This window comes from Symbiobacterium turbinis (genome assembly GCF_055383075.1).
In genome coordinates this window covers 1505320-1521365 of sequence record NZ_AP042433.1, presented here as the reverse complement: position 1 = coordinate 1521365, position 16046 = coordinate 1505320, and the positions used below count along the sequence as shown (strand labels likewise).

Below are 16046 nucleotides of genomic sequence, written 5' to 3'. Positions count from 1 at the left end.
GGTCTTCACTCCAGATCGCGGGAGGTAAGCAGGTTTACCGGTGGGGTTCGACCGACGAGCAGAACCGGAGCAGCCCCGCAGGCCCCTGTGATGGCCAGGAGCAGGGCGGCCGATATCCCGATAGTTGAACCATTAAGATAGTGTGCCAGCGGGGTCTCGACCCACTGGACGGCGACCCCTGCAACAACGCCGAGAGCCAGCGGCAGAGCCAGAGGAAGGAGAGTTTCCAACAGGATCAGCGCGACCAGCGTCCAACGGGTGGCACCGCACGCAAAGTGCACACCCAGCTCGGGCTTGCGGTCTTGGATGCGGAGCGCGTTCATACTGCCATAGCCGAAGACGGTAAGCGACAACACCACCAGGGTAAACCAGGTGGAAACCACCAGCGGTTGCCGCGTGCGGACCTGATAGGCCTTCGCCATCTCTCGCACCGTCGTCAGGGACACGTCCACACCCGGAATTCCGGCCAGGCCCGTGCCGTTCGGATCCAGGGCAGCCAAGTCAGCCTGGAGCCGGATGAGGGTGTCTTCCGAGTCGGCCGTGACCACAAGGCCCGGAACCCAACCCACGGGCAGGGCGAAGCTGCTGCGGAGGGGAATCAGGATGTCGACGTCGCCCGCTCGGGGCAGCAGGGCCTCCAGGTGTGGTGCCGAGGTGCCGAACAGGAACCCGGCGTCGGAGAAGAACCCGACCACCGAGAGGGTGACCGTTCGCCCCGTCGTTTCCCAGGGCAGCATCCACTGGAACGTATCGTGCAGTTTCAGGCGATCTTGGAGGTGGGCGTTGAGCACGACCGGAACGGCTGCGTCCTGGTCCCCCCAGTCCCCGTCGGCAAACCAGCGGCCTTCAGGGATCGGTGGGGGTGGAAGGCCGAGGGCATAATCCGCGTTGATCAGCAAGCCGGCAAGGGGATCATGAGACGGTTCGTTACCCGGGACAACGCCCACGCCTTGCACATACCCCACCGCGGACACGCCGGGGTGTGCTCTGACGGCGCTGACCACGGTGTTCCACGTTTCGCCTAATGCATCAGGGGAAAGGTCGTGCTCGTGCGCGGGTGTCAGCCACAGCAAGCCGGCCCTGTACAGATCGTTGTTCTGTACAAAATCTATGCGTTGGCGCACGTCCCCGAGGTATCCCAACGCGAGGGCAAGGGCCATCGACGCCATGCTCAGGACGATCCCGGACAGGAAGAAGCTCCACTTCTGCCTGCGGACGTTCCGAAATGCCAGTTGGAGTAAACGCATCCCTTCACGATCTCCCTTTGGATCGTTGCGGTGGCTGCAGCCAGAGCCGCCTTGCGACCAACTGGCTGGCCCCGAGCATCAATATGGACAGCGCTGCGGCCACGGCGAGCTGCGGAACGCTCAGCACGACATTCAGGCCCGTCCTGGTGATCCACGGATAGGCCAACAGGAGGACCGCCACCGCAGCCACGTAGGAGGCGGCTATCAGGACCGCCTGCTCCGCCAGGATCATGCGCGCCAGGTCGCGTGTTGTGGCCCCGAGGTACCGCCGGACCTTCAGCTCATACCTCCGTCTTGCGACCCAGTAGGACATCAGGCTGGACAGGTTGAACGCAGCGTACAGGGTGACGACGGCGCCCACGCCGATTCCGAGCAATCGGGTAACGAGTCGTTCGTTCGCCTGAAGACTGTCGTTGGCATATCGTAGATCGTACTGGCCTCGCACGACGGCTTCGTCGGTGACCCGGCGCAGGTTCGCCTCCGTTTCGTTCGAGGGCGGGCGCGACAAGTAAAGGTAAGCCAGCGACTCGTCCTGCGGTCGGGCAACCGAGTGGAACGAGGCGAGAGGGACCCAGACGTAGTTCCGGCCAAACGCAAACGGGCTCCCCGTTACGGGAAGTTCGTCGGCGATGAGTCCGATGATTGTCCACTCCCGGCCTCCGTACGCGAAGACTTGTCCGACTTGGACCTCGCTGCCCACCAGATGGGCTCCCGCCGTGCGCCCCACCAGGGCCACTGCCGCGTTCTGCCGGATCTCATCGGGGGTGAAATACCGGCCGGCCAGGAGTGGGGGGAAACCCTCCGCTCCCCCTTCGGCGTAGTAGATCCCGGCCCAGTTCACTGGCGCGCCGGAACGCGTAACCATGACGATGCGCTGCATTTCGGGAACAGAAAGCCAGCTGGTGATAAGCCGCTGGTAAAGCACCTCCGCTCCACTGGCGGGTCGCCACACGAACGTCACGCGCGGATCGCCGCCGTACGCCTGGCGCATGGCGACGTACTCGACTTCAACGATGCCTGTGACCAGCAGCACAGCCAGGTGGCTGATGAGGTAACCGACCAGGAACAGTGGTAGGACGACGGGAAAGCGCCTGCGGAGACGACCGAGGTTCCAGAGCGCCAGGCTGCACACTTGTCGCCAGGTAAGCATCTCACCGATCTCCCCTTGGTTTTCCAGGCCATGACTCACTGGGCTGGGAATGATTGAGGCGCTGTCCGGACCTCCAATGTGTAAAGCATAGATGTCTGTTCATCAAGGGTCTCGGGGGAAATCGTGTAGGGCTCCCGAAATGATAGGACGTAAAGTCGATGCGGGCCCGCCTTGGTCGGTGCTGGAAGCCGGAATGTGTGTTCATACTGTCGCCCCGGTTCGCTGCGCCAGTAAATAAACGGCTGTTCTGAACGCAATGGTATCGGGGAATCATCCAACAGCGCCATCGTTAGGTGGTGGCCAGGTAAGTCGCGGAGCTTCAACCTCAAATCAAGAAAGTGATTTTGCTCGACAGTCAAGAGCCATGGCATCGACATTTCAGATCCTACGGGTATCAACTCGTAATCCAACCCCTGATTATCGTCTACACTCGACACAAGGTCTTCGGCCACGGTAGGAATGGACAACTCCCCAAAGGCGCTTGACCTGACCAGGTATCGCAGGTGTTGGGTGAAGAAGACTGGGGGTGGCTCATCAAGGGGAGCTGAGGGCGGGATACGAACTATTAGAAAACTAAGCACAGAGTCATGTTGCGATAGTGGGAGGTGAAGCGTTACCGGAATATCAAGGATGGTCATGGGCTCCATGTGAAACCGATACTCTTTGATGCCGTCTCCTGAACCGTCAAGGATGAACGATGCAAGTTCATAGTTCATAAAAATAAGCAGCTTGAAATCTCCGATCTCATTTGTCGTGTTCACGAACGACACGAAGAAATCAACCACTTGATCGGACGTCGTGATAGGTTCCAACGGATTAAGGAAGTTGCCGTCATTATCCAGGACCCTCATGCCCCAAGCCGAACCGATGCCGGGTGGAATCGGGACTGATCGTGACCCAGGAGTCCGGCGTTGAAACCTTGGGTCCTGCGTCAGGTGCTGTTCCACTGCGGCAGGAGCACGGTTGATGCCCAGATTGGGTAACTGAGTGGTCAGTAGGATGACACCGATAACACAAGCGGTTACGGTGGCAATGCGTCGAAAACGCAATCTGCCGACACCCCTCGATCGAAGTGAGAGCAGGGATGTTTGCATCCCTGCTCTAGCAGAACAGTGAGCGTGACTATCACTTCAACTCGGTCCGCTTGTTTTCTGAACTGCCTTAGCAGCTCTGGTGCTGAAATCAACGTTGTCCGCGACGGCGAACGTGTCTGGATCCAGTACGGCCCTGTAGGTATTTCCCCCGTTAGGCGCCGGCTCTTCGATATAGGTGGCTGCAAGAACAGGTGCCGCTGTCAGCAACATAGCCAATCCAGCCGAAACAATAGACGCGCGGATCCGCATGGCTTACCCCCCTTATCTGTGCGATATTTCAAAAATACATTTGACACAGTGTCACGTGACAGGGATTACCCCCTCGCTTCGAGCTAAGAGTAATGTAAGTAACACGAGTGAGTCAATATTGGCTGAAAGTATTATCTTCCAGTGAATATTGGGTCTGCGAGGTGCGGACACGCGGCAGGGCGTGGGGGTGATCCACCGGAAACCCAGCGCAAGTGCCACGCGATCAACTGGGTTACCTCAGGACGAAACAGTGCGGGATTCAGACTCGTCCAAGCGTGTTGAAGCCGTGGTGGAGGAGGTAGTGCGATGAACCAGTTTTTCTCCGCTCTCCTTGCAGCGTTGGTGGCGATGTCCCTGGCCCCGTGGAAAACGGCAGGGATACCGGACATGCACGAGGCAGAAGCGGGACCGTCATCTCCAGCGCCGCAGCAGGTGGTGGTGGGCGAAGATCCGGCGGTCGACGACGAGGCGACGGTCCGTGCCGTGGTCGAGGATTTCGGCCACAGGCTGAAGAACGTCTCGCTGCTCGCCCCGCCCGAGATCGTGGGTGCGAGCCTGCGGGAGCAGTACGGCGGTCTGGTCTCACCCGAGTTCCTGGAGCGGTGGCAGGGAGACCCGTCCAGCGCGCCCGGGCGGCTCGTCTCCAGCCCGTGGCCCGACCGGATCGAGATCCTCGCGGTGACCCGCACGGCGGAGGATGCCTTTGAAGTGCAAGGTGAAATCATCGAAAAGACGAGCGTGGATGTCGAGGGCGGTTTCACCGCGAAACGGGCCATCACGCTGGTCGTGACCCGCACCGCCGTCGGCTGGCGGATCACCGACGTCACGCTGGGCGAGTACGTCTGGCCCGGGCCGGTGACGTACCTGAATGGGGAGTACGGCTTCGTCTTCTCGCTTCCGGGGAGCTGGAAGGGCTACACGACCGTGACCGAAACGTGGGAAGGCCTCCCCGTGGGCGGGGGCGAGCCAGTCGAGACCGGGCCGCTGATCCGCATCCGGCATCCCGAGTGGCGTGAGGAGACGCCCCGGCAGGACATTCCCATCATGGTCCTTACCGTGAAGCAGTGGGAGGCCCTGCAGGCCGGGGAGTTCCACATCGGCGCCGCACCCATGGGGCCGACGGAGCTCGGACGGAACGATCAGTACGTGTTTGCCCTGCCGGCTCGCTACAACTACGCCTTCCCCGAAGGGTACGAGGAGGTCGAAGAGATCCTGCAGGGCAAGCCCCTCCAGCCCACGAAGCCCATCCCGGCCCCGCCTCATTGAGAAGGTTGCCGGGCCTGGCTTCGCGACTTTGTCGGCAGGTCTGAGGCACCGTGGGCGATCGACACACCGCAAAGGAACACAAGCAGGGGCCGCACCCGTGGGCGTGCGGCCCCCGTTTGATTGAGCGCTTCTCGCTGTGGACGTCTCACTCGCCCGCCCGAATCAGCCGTTCCGGCACGGCCAGGAGCCGACCGCTCACCCAGAGCAGGAGGAGGGCCACCAGCGCGTAGGCCGCCTTGCTCAGGGCCAGCGCCTTCGGCGTGGCGTCGCTCAGCCCGGCGAAGGGGAGCCAGAGCTGGTAGACGGAGTCGTAGGGGCACCAGATCGTGGCGATGGCCATGGTCACGAAGTAGACCGCCAGACCCCCGGACCACCCGATGGTCGCGGAACCGCTCAGGCTGTGGAAAAGGTGGCACGCCGCGGAGAAGAGCGCGCCCGACACCAGGACGGACAGGAAGGTGCGAGGCTCATTGACGTCACCCGCCCGGGGGCCTGCTCCCCAGCACCTGGTGCTGTTCCAGGCCGGCCGTCACGGGCCGACTTCGCGAACGGCTTCTGGGTGGTTCAGGTGCCGATCGAGAACCAGCTGACGGGGTTCCGGCTGACCGCCGGTGACGAGGGCGCCGTTCGGTTCACGGCAGCCGGCAGCATCGGCCCCTCAGACCGGGAGCAGCAGATGTCCGCGGATCCGCAGGGGCACCGGAGCCGCGCACATGGGAGGGCGCGCAGATGCAGAACCTGTTCCTGTCGGGATGCCCGGCGTCAATCGGCCACCGACGACGCCTCCGCCTGATCGGCCGGCACCGTTCCGTACCGCACGTACAGCCCGATGCCCGCGAGCAGCAGGATGCCGCCGACGATGGTGGCCCACCCCGGCTCCTCCCGGAAGAGCAGCCACGCCAGCACTGTGGCCACCACCGGCTCGCCGAGGGTGCTCATCGAGACCGTGGTGGCGCTCACCCAGCGGAGCGCCCAGTTGAAGATCGTGTGCCCCAGGATGGTCGGGATGACCGCCAGCGCGGCGAACAGCACCCACTCCCGCGCCGGGTACGGGGCCAGCGGAATCCGCTGGGGCAGCATCAACAACCACAGGAACGCCGCGGCGAGGGCGTAGACCACCGTGGAGTACAGGGTGGCCGACATCTTCTGCCGGGCGAAGCGGCCGGCGATGGTGTAGCCGGACACCGTCACCGCGCCCAGGAAGGCGAGCACGTCGCCGAACAGGGCCGACCCGCTCACCCGGAAGTCGCCCCAGCCGACCATGACCGCCCCGACCACGCCGATGATCATGGCCACGAGCCCGATCCGGTTCGTCCGCTCCCCCAGCAGCCAGTAGCCCAGCGCCAGCACGATGAACGGGCTGGAGGTAACCAGCACGGTGGAGCTGGCCACGGTGGTGTAGTTGAGGCTTTCGATCCAGACGTAGAAGTGGAGCGCCAGCGAGAGGGCGCTGGCGGCGAGCACGAGCCAGTCCCGACGGTTGAGGCGCCGCAGTGCCTCCCGCTCGCGCAGAAGGGCCGGGATGGCCAGCAGCACCACCGAGAGCGCCAACCGGTAAAACGAGAGCACCAGGGCCGGTGCTTCCGACAGCCGGATGATGATGGCCGAGCACCCCACGGCCAGCACGGCGACGACCAGACCGAGCAGTGTGAGCAGCGGCAAAGACACGACGCCTCCGTTCCCTCTTGATGCCCCCGGACGGCGGCTCCGCCGGGGGCTGCGGTGTCATATTCCCGAAAGTTTAGACCTGGACCGGCCAGATTCCTGCCGGCAGCGTGCCCGGGGCGATTGGGACACAATGGGGAGGAAGGCCCCGCACGCCTTGGGACGAGTCTGAAACGACCGACAGCGGGGATACGTCTGATGAGGCAGGTGAGTCTCCAACCCCGCAGCTAGGAGGCGACGACGTGCGAACAGGCTGGCTATGGGTGGCCCTGCTCGTGCTTCTGACGGCTCCGCCCGCCGCCGCGGCGGCAGGCGTCAGCCTGGCGGTGGAACCCGCGTTTCAGGGCTACTTGAAGGAGGGCGAATGGGTCACCGTCTGGGTGGAGGTGCGCAGCGGGGGAGAGGCCGCCGCCGGCGAGGTGGCGGTCCGGACGGCTCCTCCGCCCGGCATGGAGCACCTGCCGCGCCCGGAGTACGCCGTGCCGTATGACCTGCCGCCCGGCGGAAGCGTGCGCCTGGCGGTTGCACTTCCCAACGAGTACAGCTGGCCGGTGACGGTCGGGCTGTACGCAGACGGACAGCTGGCGGAGCAGCGCACGCTCAGCCTGAGCTGGGAGCCCCGGCACGTGCTGCTGGCCGGCGTGCTCTCCGACGACGAGGCGGCCCTGGCGGCCCTCAGCGGGCTGCGCGGCGGCGACGGCGTCCGGCTGGTGCGGCTGTCGGCGGAGACCCTGCCCGACAGCCCGACCCTGCTGGGCAGCCTGGACCTGCTGGCCATCGCCCGCTACGACGCGGACAGACTGACCGACCGGCAGCTGCAGGCCCTGGAGGCCTGGGTGGCCCGGGGCGGGACCCTGCTGCTTTTCGGCGGCCCGGAGTGGCCGCGTACCCTCGGGCCGCTGCCCGGGAGCCTCCTGCCGGTGGACATTTCCGGAACGGCGGAGGTCCCGCTGGCTCCCCTGGGCGACCTGGCCGGCGTGCCCCTGGAGGGCAGCGGCACCGTCAGCGTTGGGCCGCTGGTCCGCGGCACGGTCCTGATCCGTGCCGGTGAGCCCCTGCCGGGCGGCGGCGCGGCGGGGCCGGGCGGTACCGGGCCGGAGGCGGGCATCGTGCTGGCGGCGTCCGCCCAGGTGGGATCCGGCCGGGTGGTCTATCTGGCCTACGACCCCGCACAGGCGCCGGTGGCCGGCTGGGGGGGCCACCTCGTGCTGCTCGACCGGCTGGTGGGCCTGTCCGCGGGACGGCGGCCGGTGGTGGCCACCGACTGGCGGGTGCAGGATGCGATCCAGCAGATTCCGGACTGGGGGATGCCCGCGGTCTGGCTGGTCGGGCTGGTGCTCGGCGGCTACCTGATCGCCGTGGGGCCCGTCAACTACCTGGTGCTCCGCCGGCTGGACCGCCGGGAATGGGCCTGGTTCACCGTGCCCCTGCTCTCCGTGCTCTTCCTCGGCGCTGTTTACGGGATGGGCGCCGGCCGGTTCCAGGGCGGCATCACGCACCTCATGACCACCACCGAGCTGGTGCCGGGGTCCCGGACCGCCGTCCTGACCGGCTACGTGGGCCTGTATGCGCCGGGCCGTCCCCGGCTCTCGGTTCCCCTGCCCGGCGCGGGGCTGGTGCGGCCGCTGAGTACCGGCGCATTCGTGGGCGGCGCAGAGAGCCGGATCGTGGCCGGGGATCCCCCCGCCCTGGAGCTGTCAGGGCTGACCAACTACAACATGACCGCCTTCGCGCTGGAGCAGCCGGTGACGGTCCCGGGCGGGCTGGAGTTGGTGGACGTGGAGGTCACCGAGTTCCTCGTGACCGGACGGGTCCGGAACACCCTGCCCGTGCGGGTGTCCGGGGTGGAGGTGGCCACCGCCTACGACGTGGTCAGGGTGGGGGACCTCGGCCCCGGCGAGACGTCCGAGCCCTTTACGGCGGAGAGGAAGGCCAGGGTCGCACCCGGGACGAAAGAGCTGATCCCGCTGCCCGGGAGCGGCGCCCCTGACCCCGGCGCCGACCCCCGCCACGAACAGCTCCGGGCGTTCGCCTGGGAATCCGGGCAGGGACGGCTCGGTTCGGGGATGCTGGTCACGGGCTGGACGGACGAGCCGCTGGCCTCGCCGCCGGCGCCCGAACTGGGGCGGCTGGTGACGGGGGCGAACCTGGTCTATGTCTTCCACCCCCTGCCGGTCCGGGCGGACGGCGACCTGCCCCCCGGCGTGGTCCTCGGTCGCCCGGTGGATGCGGAGAGGGTGCCCCTCATCGGGCCCAACGTCTACTACGCGCCCCCAGGCAGCCACCGGTTCGTCGTCGGGCTGCCGCCGCTGGATCCGAAGCGGGTGGCCGAGGTGACGCTGGATCTGCAGGGGCCGGTGCGGGAGGCCGTGATGTCGGTGTTCGTCCGCAACCAGCGCACGGGCGAGTGGCTGCCGCTCACGGAGCAGCGCACGGTGCTGCCCGGCTGGCAGGACTTCGTGCTGCCCGGCGGGGCCATGGAGCTTCGGTATGACCTGTCCGCCGAGGCCGAGTTCATGGCGCCCACGGTGGCCGTAAAGGGGGTGCGGTGATGCTGCGGGTGGAAGGGCTGGTCAAGCGCTTCGGCGACGTGGAGGCGGTGAAGGAGGTCAGCTTCACCGTGGAGCCCGGGGCGATCTACGGCTTCGTCGGCCCCAACGGCGCCGGCAAGACGACCACCTTGAAGATCATCGCGACCCTCCTCATGCCCGACGCCGGACGGGTGTTCATCGGCGGCACGGACGCGCTCCAGAACCCCGGCGAGGCCCGGGCCCGGCTGGGCTACATGCCCGACTTCTTCGGCGTCTACGACAACCTGAAGGTCGACGAGTATATGCACTTCTACGCCGACTGCTACGGCGTGCCCGCCGCGGGCCGGGACCGGCTGATCGACTCCCTGCTCGCCCTGGTCCGGCTGGCCGACAAGCGGGGGGCGTACGTCGACGAGCTTTCCCGGGGCATGAAGCAGCGGCTCTGCCTGGCCCGCTGCCTGGTGCACGACCCCGAGGTCCTCATCCTCGACGAGCCTGCCTCCGGCCTGGATCCCCGCAACCGGGTCGAGCTCCGGGAAATCCTGCTGGAGCTGCGCCGCCGGGGCAAGACGATCCTGATCTCGTCCCACATCCTGGCGGAGCTGGCGGAGCTCTGCACCCACATCGGCATCATCCACAACGGGCGGATGGTGGCCTCGGGCCCCGTGGAGCAGATCCAGCGGGAGGCCGGCGCCCGGGTGATGGAAGTGCGGCTGGGCGGCCTGCCCCCGGCCGGTGCCGCCGGAGCCGCTCATCGGGGCGGGCAGACGGCGGACGCTCCGGAGACGGACACGGCGGGCCCGGCGGCAGGCGCGGGGACCGCTGCGCAGCCGGACACGGCGGGCCCGGCGGCAGGCCCGGCGATGGGTACGGCGGTGGGCACGGCCGCAGGGGTGGACGAGCGGCTGGCCGCCGCGGCCCGGGTGGCGCGCACGGTGCCGGGCGTGCGCAACGTCACCGTGGAGGACGGGGCCCTGCGGGTGGCCCTGGACGACGGCGACCAGGCGGCCGCTTCCTTGCTGTCCACCCTGGTGCAGGCCGGGCTGCCGGTGGTGCACTTCGCCGAGGTCAAGTCGAAGCTGGAGGACGTCTTCATGGCGATCACGGGGGGGAGGAGCAGTGAGCGCACTCTGGGGCTTCGTGCGCAACCCGGTTCTGCTCCGGGAGGTGCGGGTGCGCATGCGGGGCTGGCGGACGCCGGGGATCATCGTGCTCTACGTGGGGCTCCTGGGGCTCGTGGCGCTCCTGATCTTCGCCGCCTCCATGCGGGGCAACCGCACCGTGGGGTTTGCCCCCGAGGTGGGCGCCGTCATCTACGCCACCCTGGCCATGCTGCAGCTGGTGCTGCTGGTGCTGGCCGTGCCTGGGCTGGCCGCCGGGGCCATCGCCGGTGAACGGGAGCGGCAGACCCTGGACCTGCTCCTGGTGACCCGCCTCTCCGCCGCACAGGTCGTGTTCGGCAAGCTGCTGGCGGCGACGGGTTTCGCCCTGCTGCTGATGTTCGCCTCGCTGCCGGTCTTCGGGCTGATCTTCCTGTTCGGCGGCTTTTCGCTCTACCGGCTGGGGCTTTCGGCGGTTGTCTACGTGGTGACCGTCCTGCTCCTGGGAGCGGTCTCGCTCTACTTCAGTGCGCTGTACCGGCGGACCCAGACCGCCGTGGTCGCGGCCTACGGGGTCGTCACCACCTGGATTCTGCTGTCGCCGCTGTTCGGCGCCCTGACTTACCACGTGTTCTTCGACCTGGAGAACCCGCCGGTGTGGGGGCTGGTGTTCGCCTACACCAACCCGGCGTTCGGCCTGGCGGCGGCGGCCGGCCTGCCGCTGTCGCAGATGACCAGGCTGTATTCGCCCATCCTCACCACCGATGTGGCCCGCGAGGCGATCTGGTGGAAGTACTGCCTGATCGCCCTGGGGCTGATGCTCCTGCTGCTCTGGCGCACGGTGCGGCGGGTGGACCCGCTGCGGCCCGCGGCCCGGCGCTGACGGCGTACACGGCGGCCCTCTGCACACGGCGGCCCCCTGCGTTCGGGCAGGGGGCCGCCGTGTCCGCGCCCACGGGGGCGCCCGCATACGCACCCCCGTCCGTTCAAAGAATACACGCGGCGGGGAGGTGGGTGTGCAGGTGGACCATCAGCTGATCGTACAGTATCTGCGCCGCTGGCAGGTGGCCAGGGCCGACGAGCTGGCCGCCGAGGTCGAGAACTGCGCCGGCGCCGGGCTGTCGGACCAGCTTCAGCTGGCCCTGGCCGCGGAGAAGGCATACATGCCCGTCAGCCCGGCGCTGGCGGAGAACCGGGCCATGGTGCGGACGCTGATGGGCTACAGCGCCGACCTCATGGAGCGCACGCTCTACCTCGGGGCCGACCGGCTGCCCGCAGCCCTGTTCTGCCTCGACGCCATGAGCGAACGGGCGCAGGTAATGACGATTCTCGAGTCGCTGGCGGTGTGGGGCCAGGACCGGAAACTGCCGGCAGACAGGCAAGACAGCCTGCTCACGGCGCTGGAGCAGATGATCCCCAGCGTCATGGTCCGGGGCGTCGGGGTCCTCGGGCAGGTGCTGGAGTCGCTGCTGGCGGGCGACACCGTCCTGTTCGTGGAGGGCCTGCCCTCCGCGCTGATCATGCCCACCGACGGGCCGCCGGGCCGCCAGCCCGACGAGCCCCTCACCGAGCCGGTGGTGCGCGGGCCGAAAGATGGCTTCACCGAGACCGTCTCGGACAACATCGCGCTCATCCGCCGCCGCGTGCGGGACGATCGGCTGCGGGTGGAGCGGCTGACCCTGGGAGAACGGTCGCGGACCCGGGTGGTGCTCTTGTATCTGATGGGCATCGCCACGCCGGAGCTTGTCCAGGAGGTCCGGACTCGGGTCGGCCGCATCCAGATCGACGCGGTGCTGGGCAGCGGCTACATCGAGGAGATGGTCGAGGACGACCCGTTTACCATCTTTCCGCTCCTGAAGGTCACCGAGCGGCCCGACGTGGTCACCGCCGGGCTGCTGGAGGGGAAGGTGGCGCTGCTGGTGGACGGCACGCCCCACGCGGTGCTCATGCCGTCTACGCTGGTCGCCGAGATGCAGTCTGCGGAGGACTACTACCACCGCTGGCCCGTTTCCTCGTTCGTGCGGAGCCTGCGGTACCTCTACCTGCTGATCGCCTTCCTGGGCCCGTCGATCTACGTCGCGGTGACCACGTTCCACCAGGAACTGATTCCCACCAACCTGCTGATCACCCTGATCGCCGCGCGCGAAAGGGTTCCGTTCCCGGCGGTGCTGGAGGCGCTGATGATGGAACTGACCATGGAAGCCCTGCGGGAGGCCGGCGTGCGGCTGCCCAAGGTGGTCGGCCAGGCCGTGTCCATCGTGGGGGCCCTGGTGATCGGGGAGTCCGCGGTGCAGGCCGGGCTCGTCTCGCCGGTCATGGTGATCGTCGTGGCCCTGACGGCGATCTCCTCCTTCATCATCCCGCTGTACGCGATGTCGCTGGCGGTGCGCGTCCTGCGTTTCGTCCTCATGATTCTGGCCGGCACCTTCGGGTTTTTCGGCATCGTGGTGGGGCTCATGGCGCTCTTCGTCCACCTGAGCAGCCTCCGCTCCTTCGGCGTGCCGTACCTGTCTCCCATCGTCCCGCCCACGGGTGGTGACCAGCGGGATGTGTTCATCCGCGTCCCGTGGTGGGCCATGCGCAAGCGGCCGCAGTTCATGCCGGCCGTCGACCACACGCGCAGCGGTCCGAGCAACCGGCCGAGCCGGCCGTCGGCCGGGAAGAGAGGGGGAACCCCGTGACGATACGGATCAGCGGAGGGCTTTACGCGTCGGTGCTCATCGTGACGGAGTTTATCATGCAGTACATGATGCTGCCGCGCGTCCTGCTGGAGAATGCCGGGCAGGAAGCGTGGATGATCATGCTCCTGGTGGGCCTGTACAGCCTGGCCGTCGCCTTCGCGGTCATCTGGATCGCGTGCCGCTTCCCCGACCGCGACCCGCTGCGGGCCATCCGGTGCGCCATCGGGCCCTGGGCCACGCTGCCCATCGTCCTGATCTACGCCGCCTTCAACCTGCTGACCTACAGCCTGTCGCTGCACGACGTGCAGACCTTCACCAGCATCCTCATCCTGCCCGACACCCCGGCCTGGGTGCTGGCGGCCATCATGGCCCTGCTGGCCATGTACATCGTGCACCAGGGCATGGAGCCCATCGCCCGTACCGCCTACGGGGTCCTCGTTCCGCTCATCGCGGTCCTCCTCTTCCTGCCGCTGGCGATGGTGCGGGAGATCCGCATCCTGCAGGTCGACCCGTTCCTCTGGAAGGGGCTCGGGGGCGTGGTGACAGGGGCGTGGATCGCGCTTCCGTGGGCGGGGCAGACCATCATCGTGCTGAGCCTCATCCGGCATCTCAGCCCCAGGGTGAACCCGTACAAGTGGACCCTGATCGGGGTGGGGGGGTCGCACCTTGCGCTGGCCGTGTTCGTGCTGCTGATCAGCCTCACCTTTGGCTCGCTGCTGCCCGCCCGCCTGCTGTACCCCGGGTACGAGATGTTCGCGATCATCGCGCTCACCGAGTCCATCGAGCGCATTCAGGCCGTGATCATGCTGCTCTGGCTGTGCGGGAGCCTGGTCAGTATCACCGTGTACCTGTTTTCGGTGGTGGAGGAAGCCGCCCTGGCCCTGGGAACCCACCGCAGGGGCTGGATTAACTTCATCGCGGGCGCGGCCGGAGTGGGCTTCGCGCAGACGCTCGAAGGGGGGCTGCACCGGCGGAACATCGCCCGGGAGCCGTGGTGGATGATCCTCCACATCGCCGCCGCGTGGGCCGTGGTGATCTTGCTGGCGCTCTTCACGCTCCTCATCCGGCGGCGACAGGGGGCGCGTACCAGTGCGTAGACGGTTGCTGTCGCTCGGGCTTCTCCTGGTGTGCTCGACGGTCATGCTTTCCGGGTGCTGGAGCCGGATTGAACTCAACGACATCGGAATCGTGCTGGGCCTCGGGGTGGACGTGGGGGAGCGGGAGGCGCTGCGGCTGACGCTGTACGTCCCGCGGCCCCTGCCGCCCCACCTGGCCAGCGGCGGGGGCGGCAACCAGGAGCCGGTCTGGGTGGTCGCGCGCGAGGCCGACAACTTCGCCGATGCCCTGGCGTTGATCCGGCTATCCTCCGCTCGCCGGCTCGTCTTCCAGCACCTGCGGGTGGTGCTGATCGGCGAGGAGTACGCGCGCAGGCACGGGATCGGGGAAATCCTGGACGTTCTGGCCACCGACCACGAGCTCCGGCTCACGGTGCGGCCGTTTCTGGTGGAGGGGCAGGCGCAGGAGGTCTTCGAGACCCTGCCGCAGCTGCGCAGCTTTCAGCCCTTCAACCTGACCGCGATACTCCAGGCCAAGGGCGGGCTGGAGTGGCGGCTGAAGGACGTGCTGGCGGCGCGCATGTCCGACACCCACTCCGTGTGGATGCCGACGCTCAAGGTCATCCCTCGTCAGGCGAAAACGTCGCTGGGGCCGAGTACGACCGTCACGCTGAGCGGCGTCGCGCTGTTCCGGCGCGACTACCTGCAGGTGGTTCTCGACCCCTGGGCTTACCAGGTCATGGTCTGGTTCCTGGGCAACCCGACCGGTTTCACCATTACGGCGCACTGCCCGAACGGTGAGTACGGGACGCTGTCGGCCCGCGTGGTGACCGGCAAGCTCCGCGTGCGCCCCTACTGGCAGGGCGACCGGCCGGCCTTCCGGGTGGAGGCGACCAGCCGGGTCAACGTGACCCGCTCAGCCTGCAGGACCGGTGCAGTGGAGGACGCTGACGTGCGGGACCAGTTGGAGCAGGCCCTGTCCGACGACCTGCGCCAACGGATCGAGCACTTCATCGAGATCATGCAGACGCGCGTGGCCGACCCGGTGGGCTTCGGCAAGCACGCGCAGCTGGCCTTTCCCCAGTTCTACAAGAAGATGGAGGACAAGTGGGGCGAGGAGGTGTGGATCGACACGCCTGTGGAGGTGGTGGCGCGGGTCACGATCACGCAGGTGGGGCTTGTGACGGGTCCGGTGCACCCGACCGAAAGGGAGCTGCGGGAGGGCAAACAGTGACCGACGGCGCTGCGCTTCCGTCCCGCTTGTGGTACAATTCGGACGGGAGGTGAGCGTTGTGCTGGAGCCGCTCTCCGTGGCCATCGGCCTTGCCGGGGTGGGGGACCTGATCGCCATCTGGCGGGGCGTCCGCTGGCTGCGGTACGTGTTCAAACCGGGGACCATGTTCCTGATCATCGCCCTGGCCGCCACCGGACTGCCCGAAGCGGGAACCTTCGGGTACCTGGTGCTCGCGGGCCTGGTCTTCTCGGTCGCGGGCGACATCTTCCTGGTGCTGCCGCAGAACCGCTTCCTGGCCGGGCTGGTGTCCTTCTTCCTGGCACACCTCATGTACATCGCCGCCTTCTCGACCCGGCGGACGGGATGGGGCCTGCTGGACGCGGCGGTTCTGTCAGGCCTGGCGGTCGTGGGGCTGCTCCTCTTCCGCCGGATGCGCCCGGGGCTGATCCGGGAGGGCGGAGGCCCCTTGCAGGCGGCTGCAGGCCTCTACCTCGCCGCCATCTCGGCCATGGTGCTGGCGGCCGTGGGCACCCGGCTGCCCGGCCTGGTGCTGGGGGCCCTGCTGTTCTACGTCTCGGACGCCATCCTGGCCTGGAACCGGTTCGCCCGGCCTCTGCCCGGGGCGAACCTGGGCGTGATGAGCACCTACTTCGCCGGGCAGTATCTGATCGCGGTGAGTGTGCTGGGCGTCGGGTAGGGTCGGGAAGCTCGCGACAAGAGGCCGGGAGGCCGTGCGCGTGCACGGTCTCCCGGCCTTTGGTGTGCAGCCACGGC

General features: G+C 67.4%; 12 protein-coding genes and 1 pseudogene. 8 read left to right on the top strand and 5 right to left on the bottom strand.

What is annotated here, in order from left to right:
• Positions 1-5: 5 nt before the first annotated feature.
• Genes ACZ45O_RS07420 through ACZ45O_RS07410 form a run of 3 tightly spaced genes read right to left on the bottom strand, consistent with a single transcriptional unit; the run spans position 6 to position 3446 of the window.
• Positions 6-1247, bottom strand: a complete 1242-nt coding sequence (locus tag ACZ45O_RS07420; RefSeq protein ID WP_464857037.1) for an ABC transporter permease — start codon at positions 1245-1247, stop codon at positions 6-8.
• Positions 1248-1251: 4 nt separating this feature from the next.
• On the bottom strand, positions 1252-2397 hold the full coding sequence (locus ACZ45O_RS07415; protein WP_464857035.1) for an ABC transporter permease: 1146 nt from the start codon (positions 2395-2397) through the stop codon (positions 1252-1254).
• Between the two features lie 35 nt (positions 2398-2432).
• Positions 2433-3446 (bottom strand): hypothetical protein, encoded by a 1014-nt coding sequence (locus tag ACZ45O_RS07410; protein WP_464857033.1) that lies wholly within the window; start codon positions 3444-3446, stop codon positions 2433-2435.
• Positions 3447-4046: 600 nt separating this feature from the next.
• Here ACZ45O_RS07410 and ACZ45O_RS07405 point away from each other — a divergent pair.
• Positions 4047-5006 carry a hypothetical protein gene (locus ACZ45O_RS07405; RefSeq protein WP_464857031.1) on the top strand — a complete coding sequence of 320 codons (960 nt, stop codon included), beginning with the start codon at positions 4047-4049 and terminating at the stop codon, positions 5004-5006.
• A gap of 145 nt (positions 5007-5151) precedes the next feature.
• On the opposite strand, the gene ACZ45O_RS07400 is transcribed toward ACZ45O_RS07405, so the two are convergent.
• Both ACZ45O_RS07400 and ACZ45O_RS07395 read right to left on the bottom strand, forming a co-directional pair.
• Entirely contained in the window at positions 5152-5448 is a 297-nt protein-coding gene (locus ACZ45O_RS07400; protein ID WP_464857029.1) for a hypothetical protein, read from the bottom strand.
• A 320-nt stretch (positions 5449-5768) separates the two neighbouring features.
• The gene (locus ACZ45O_RS07395; protein ID WP_464857027.1) at positions 5769-6668 is read right to left on the bottom strand and encodes a DMT family transporter; all 900 of its coding nucleotides are present in this window, start codon (positions 6666-6668) and stop codon (positions 5769-5771) included.
• Positions 6669-6913: 245 nt separating this feature from the next.
• On the opposite strand from ACZ45O_RS07395, the gene ACZ45O_RS07390 reads away from it, so the two are divergent.
• The 7 genes and pseudogenes from ACZ45O_RS07390 (at position 6914) to ACZ45O_RS07360 (ending at position 15969) form a co-directional block, all read left to right on the top strand.
• Entirely contained in the window at positions 6914-9223 is a 2310-nt protein-coding gene (locus ACZ45O_RS07390) for a hypothetical protein (protein ID WP_464857025.1), read from the top strand.
• A pseudogene (locus tag ACZ45O_RS07385) lies at positions 9223-10290 on the top strand (ABC transporter ATP-binding protein); the annotation flags it as partial. The gene ACZ45O_RS07390 and the pseudogene ACZ45O_RS07385, both read left to right, overlap by 1 nt.
• Positions 10291-10381: 91 nt before the next feature.
• The gene (locus tag ACZ45O_RS07380; protein WP_464857023.1) at positions 10382-11185 is read left to right on the top strand and encodes an ABC transporter permease; all 804 of its coding nucleotides are present in this window, start codon (positions 10382-10384) and stop codon (positions 11183-11185) included.
• 139 nt (positions 11186-11324) lie between these two features.
• The gene (locus ACZ45O_RS07375; RefSeq protein WP_464857021.1) at positions 11325-12983 is read left to right on the top strand and encodes a spore germination protein; all 1659 of its coding nucleotides are present in this window, start codon (positions 11325-11327) and stop codon (positions 12981-12983) included.
• Entirely contained in the window at positions 12980-14080 is a 1101-nt protein-coding gene (locus ACZ45O_RS07370) for a GerAB/ArcD/ProY family transporter (protein ID WP_464857020.1), read from the top strand. The genes ACZ45O_RS07375 and ACZ45O_RS07370 overlap by 4 nt, the downstream gene beginning before the upstream one ends.
• Positions 14073-15272, top strand: a complete 1200-nt coding sequence (locus ACZ45O_RS07365) for a Ger(x)C family spore germination protein (protein WP_464857018.1) — start codon at positions 14073-14075, stop codon at positions 15270-15272. Before ACZ45O_RS07370 ends, ACZ45O_RS07365 begins: the two co-directional genes overlap by 8 nt.
• 49 nt (positions 15273-15321) lie before the next feature.
• Positions 15322-15969, top strand: a complete 648-nt coding sequence (locus ACZ45O_RS07360; RefSeq protein ID WP_464857016.1) for a lysoplasmalogenase — start codon at positions 15322-15324, stop codon at positions 15967-15969.
• The last annotated feature ends 77 nt before the right edge of the window (positions 15970-16046 follow it).

Coding starts and splice junctions, on each gene's coding strand:
- ACZ45O_RS07405 (WP_464857031.1), top strand. CDS start 4,047: ATGAACCAGTTTTTCTCCGCTCTCCTTGCAGCGTTGGTGGCGATGTCC.
- ACZ45O_RS07380 (WP_464857023.1), top strand. CDS start 10,382: ATGCGGGGCTGGCGGACGCCGGGGATCATCGTGCTCTACGTGGGGCTC.
- ACZ45O_RS07420 (WP_464857037.1), bottom strand. CDS start 1,247: ATGCGTTTACTCCAACTGGCATTTCGGAACGTCCGCAGGCAGAAGTGG.
- ACZ45O_RS07415 (WP_464857035.1), bottom strand. CDS start 2,397: ATGCTTACCTGGCGACAAGTGTGCAGCCTGGCGCTCTGGAACCTCGGT.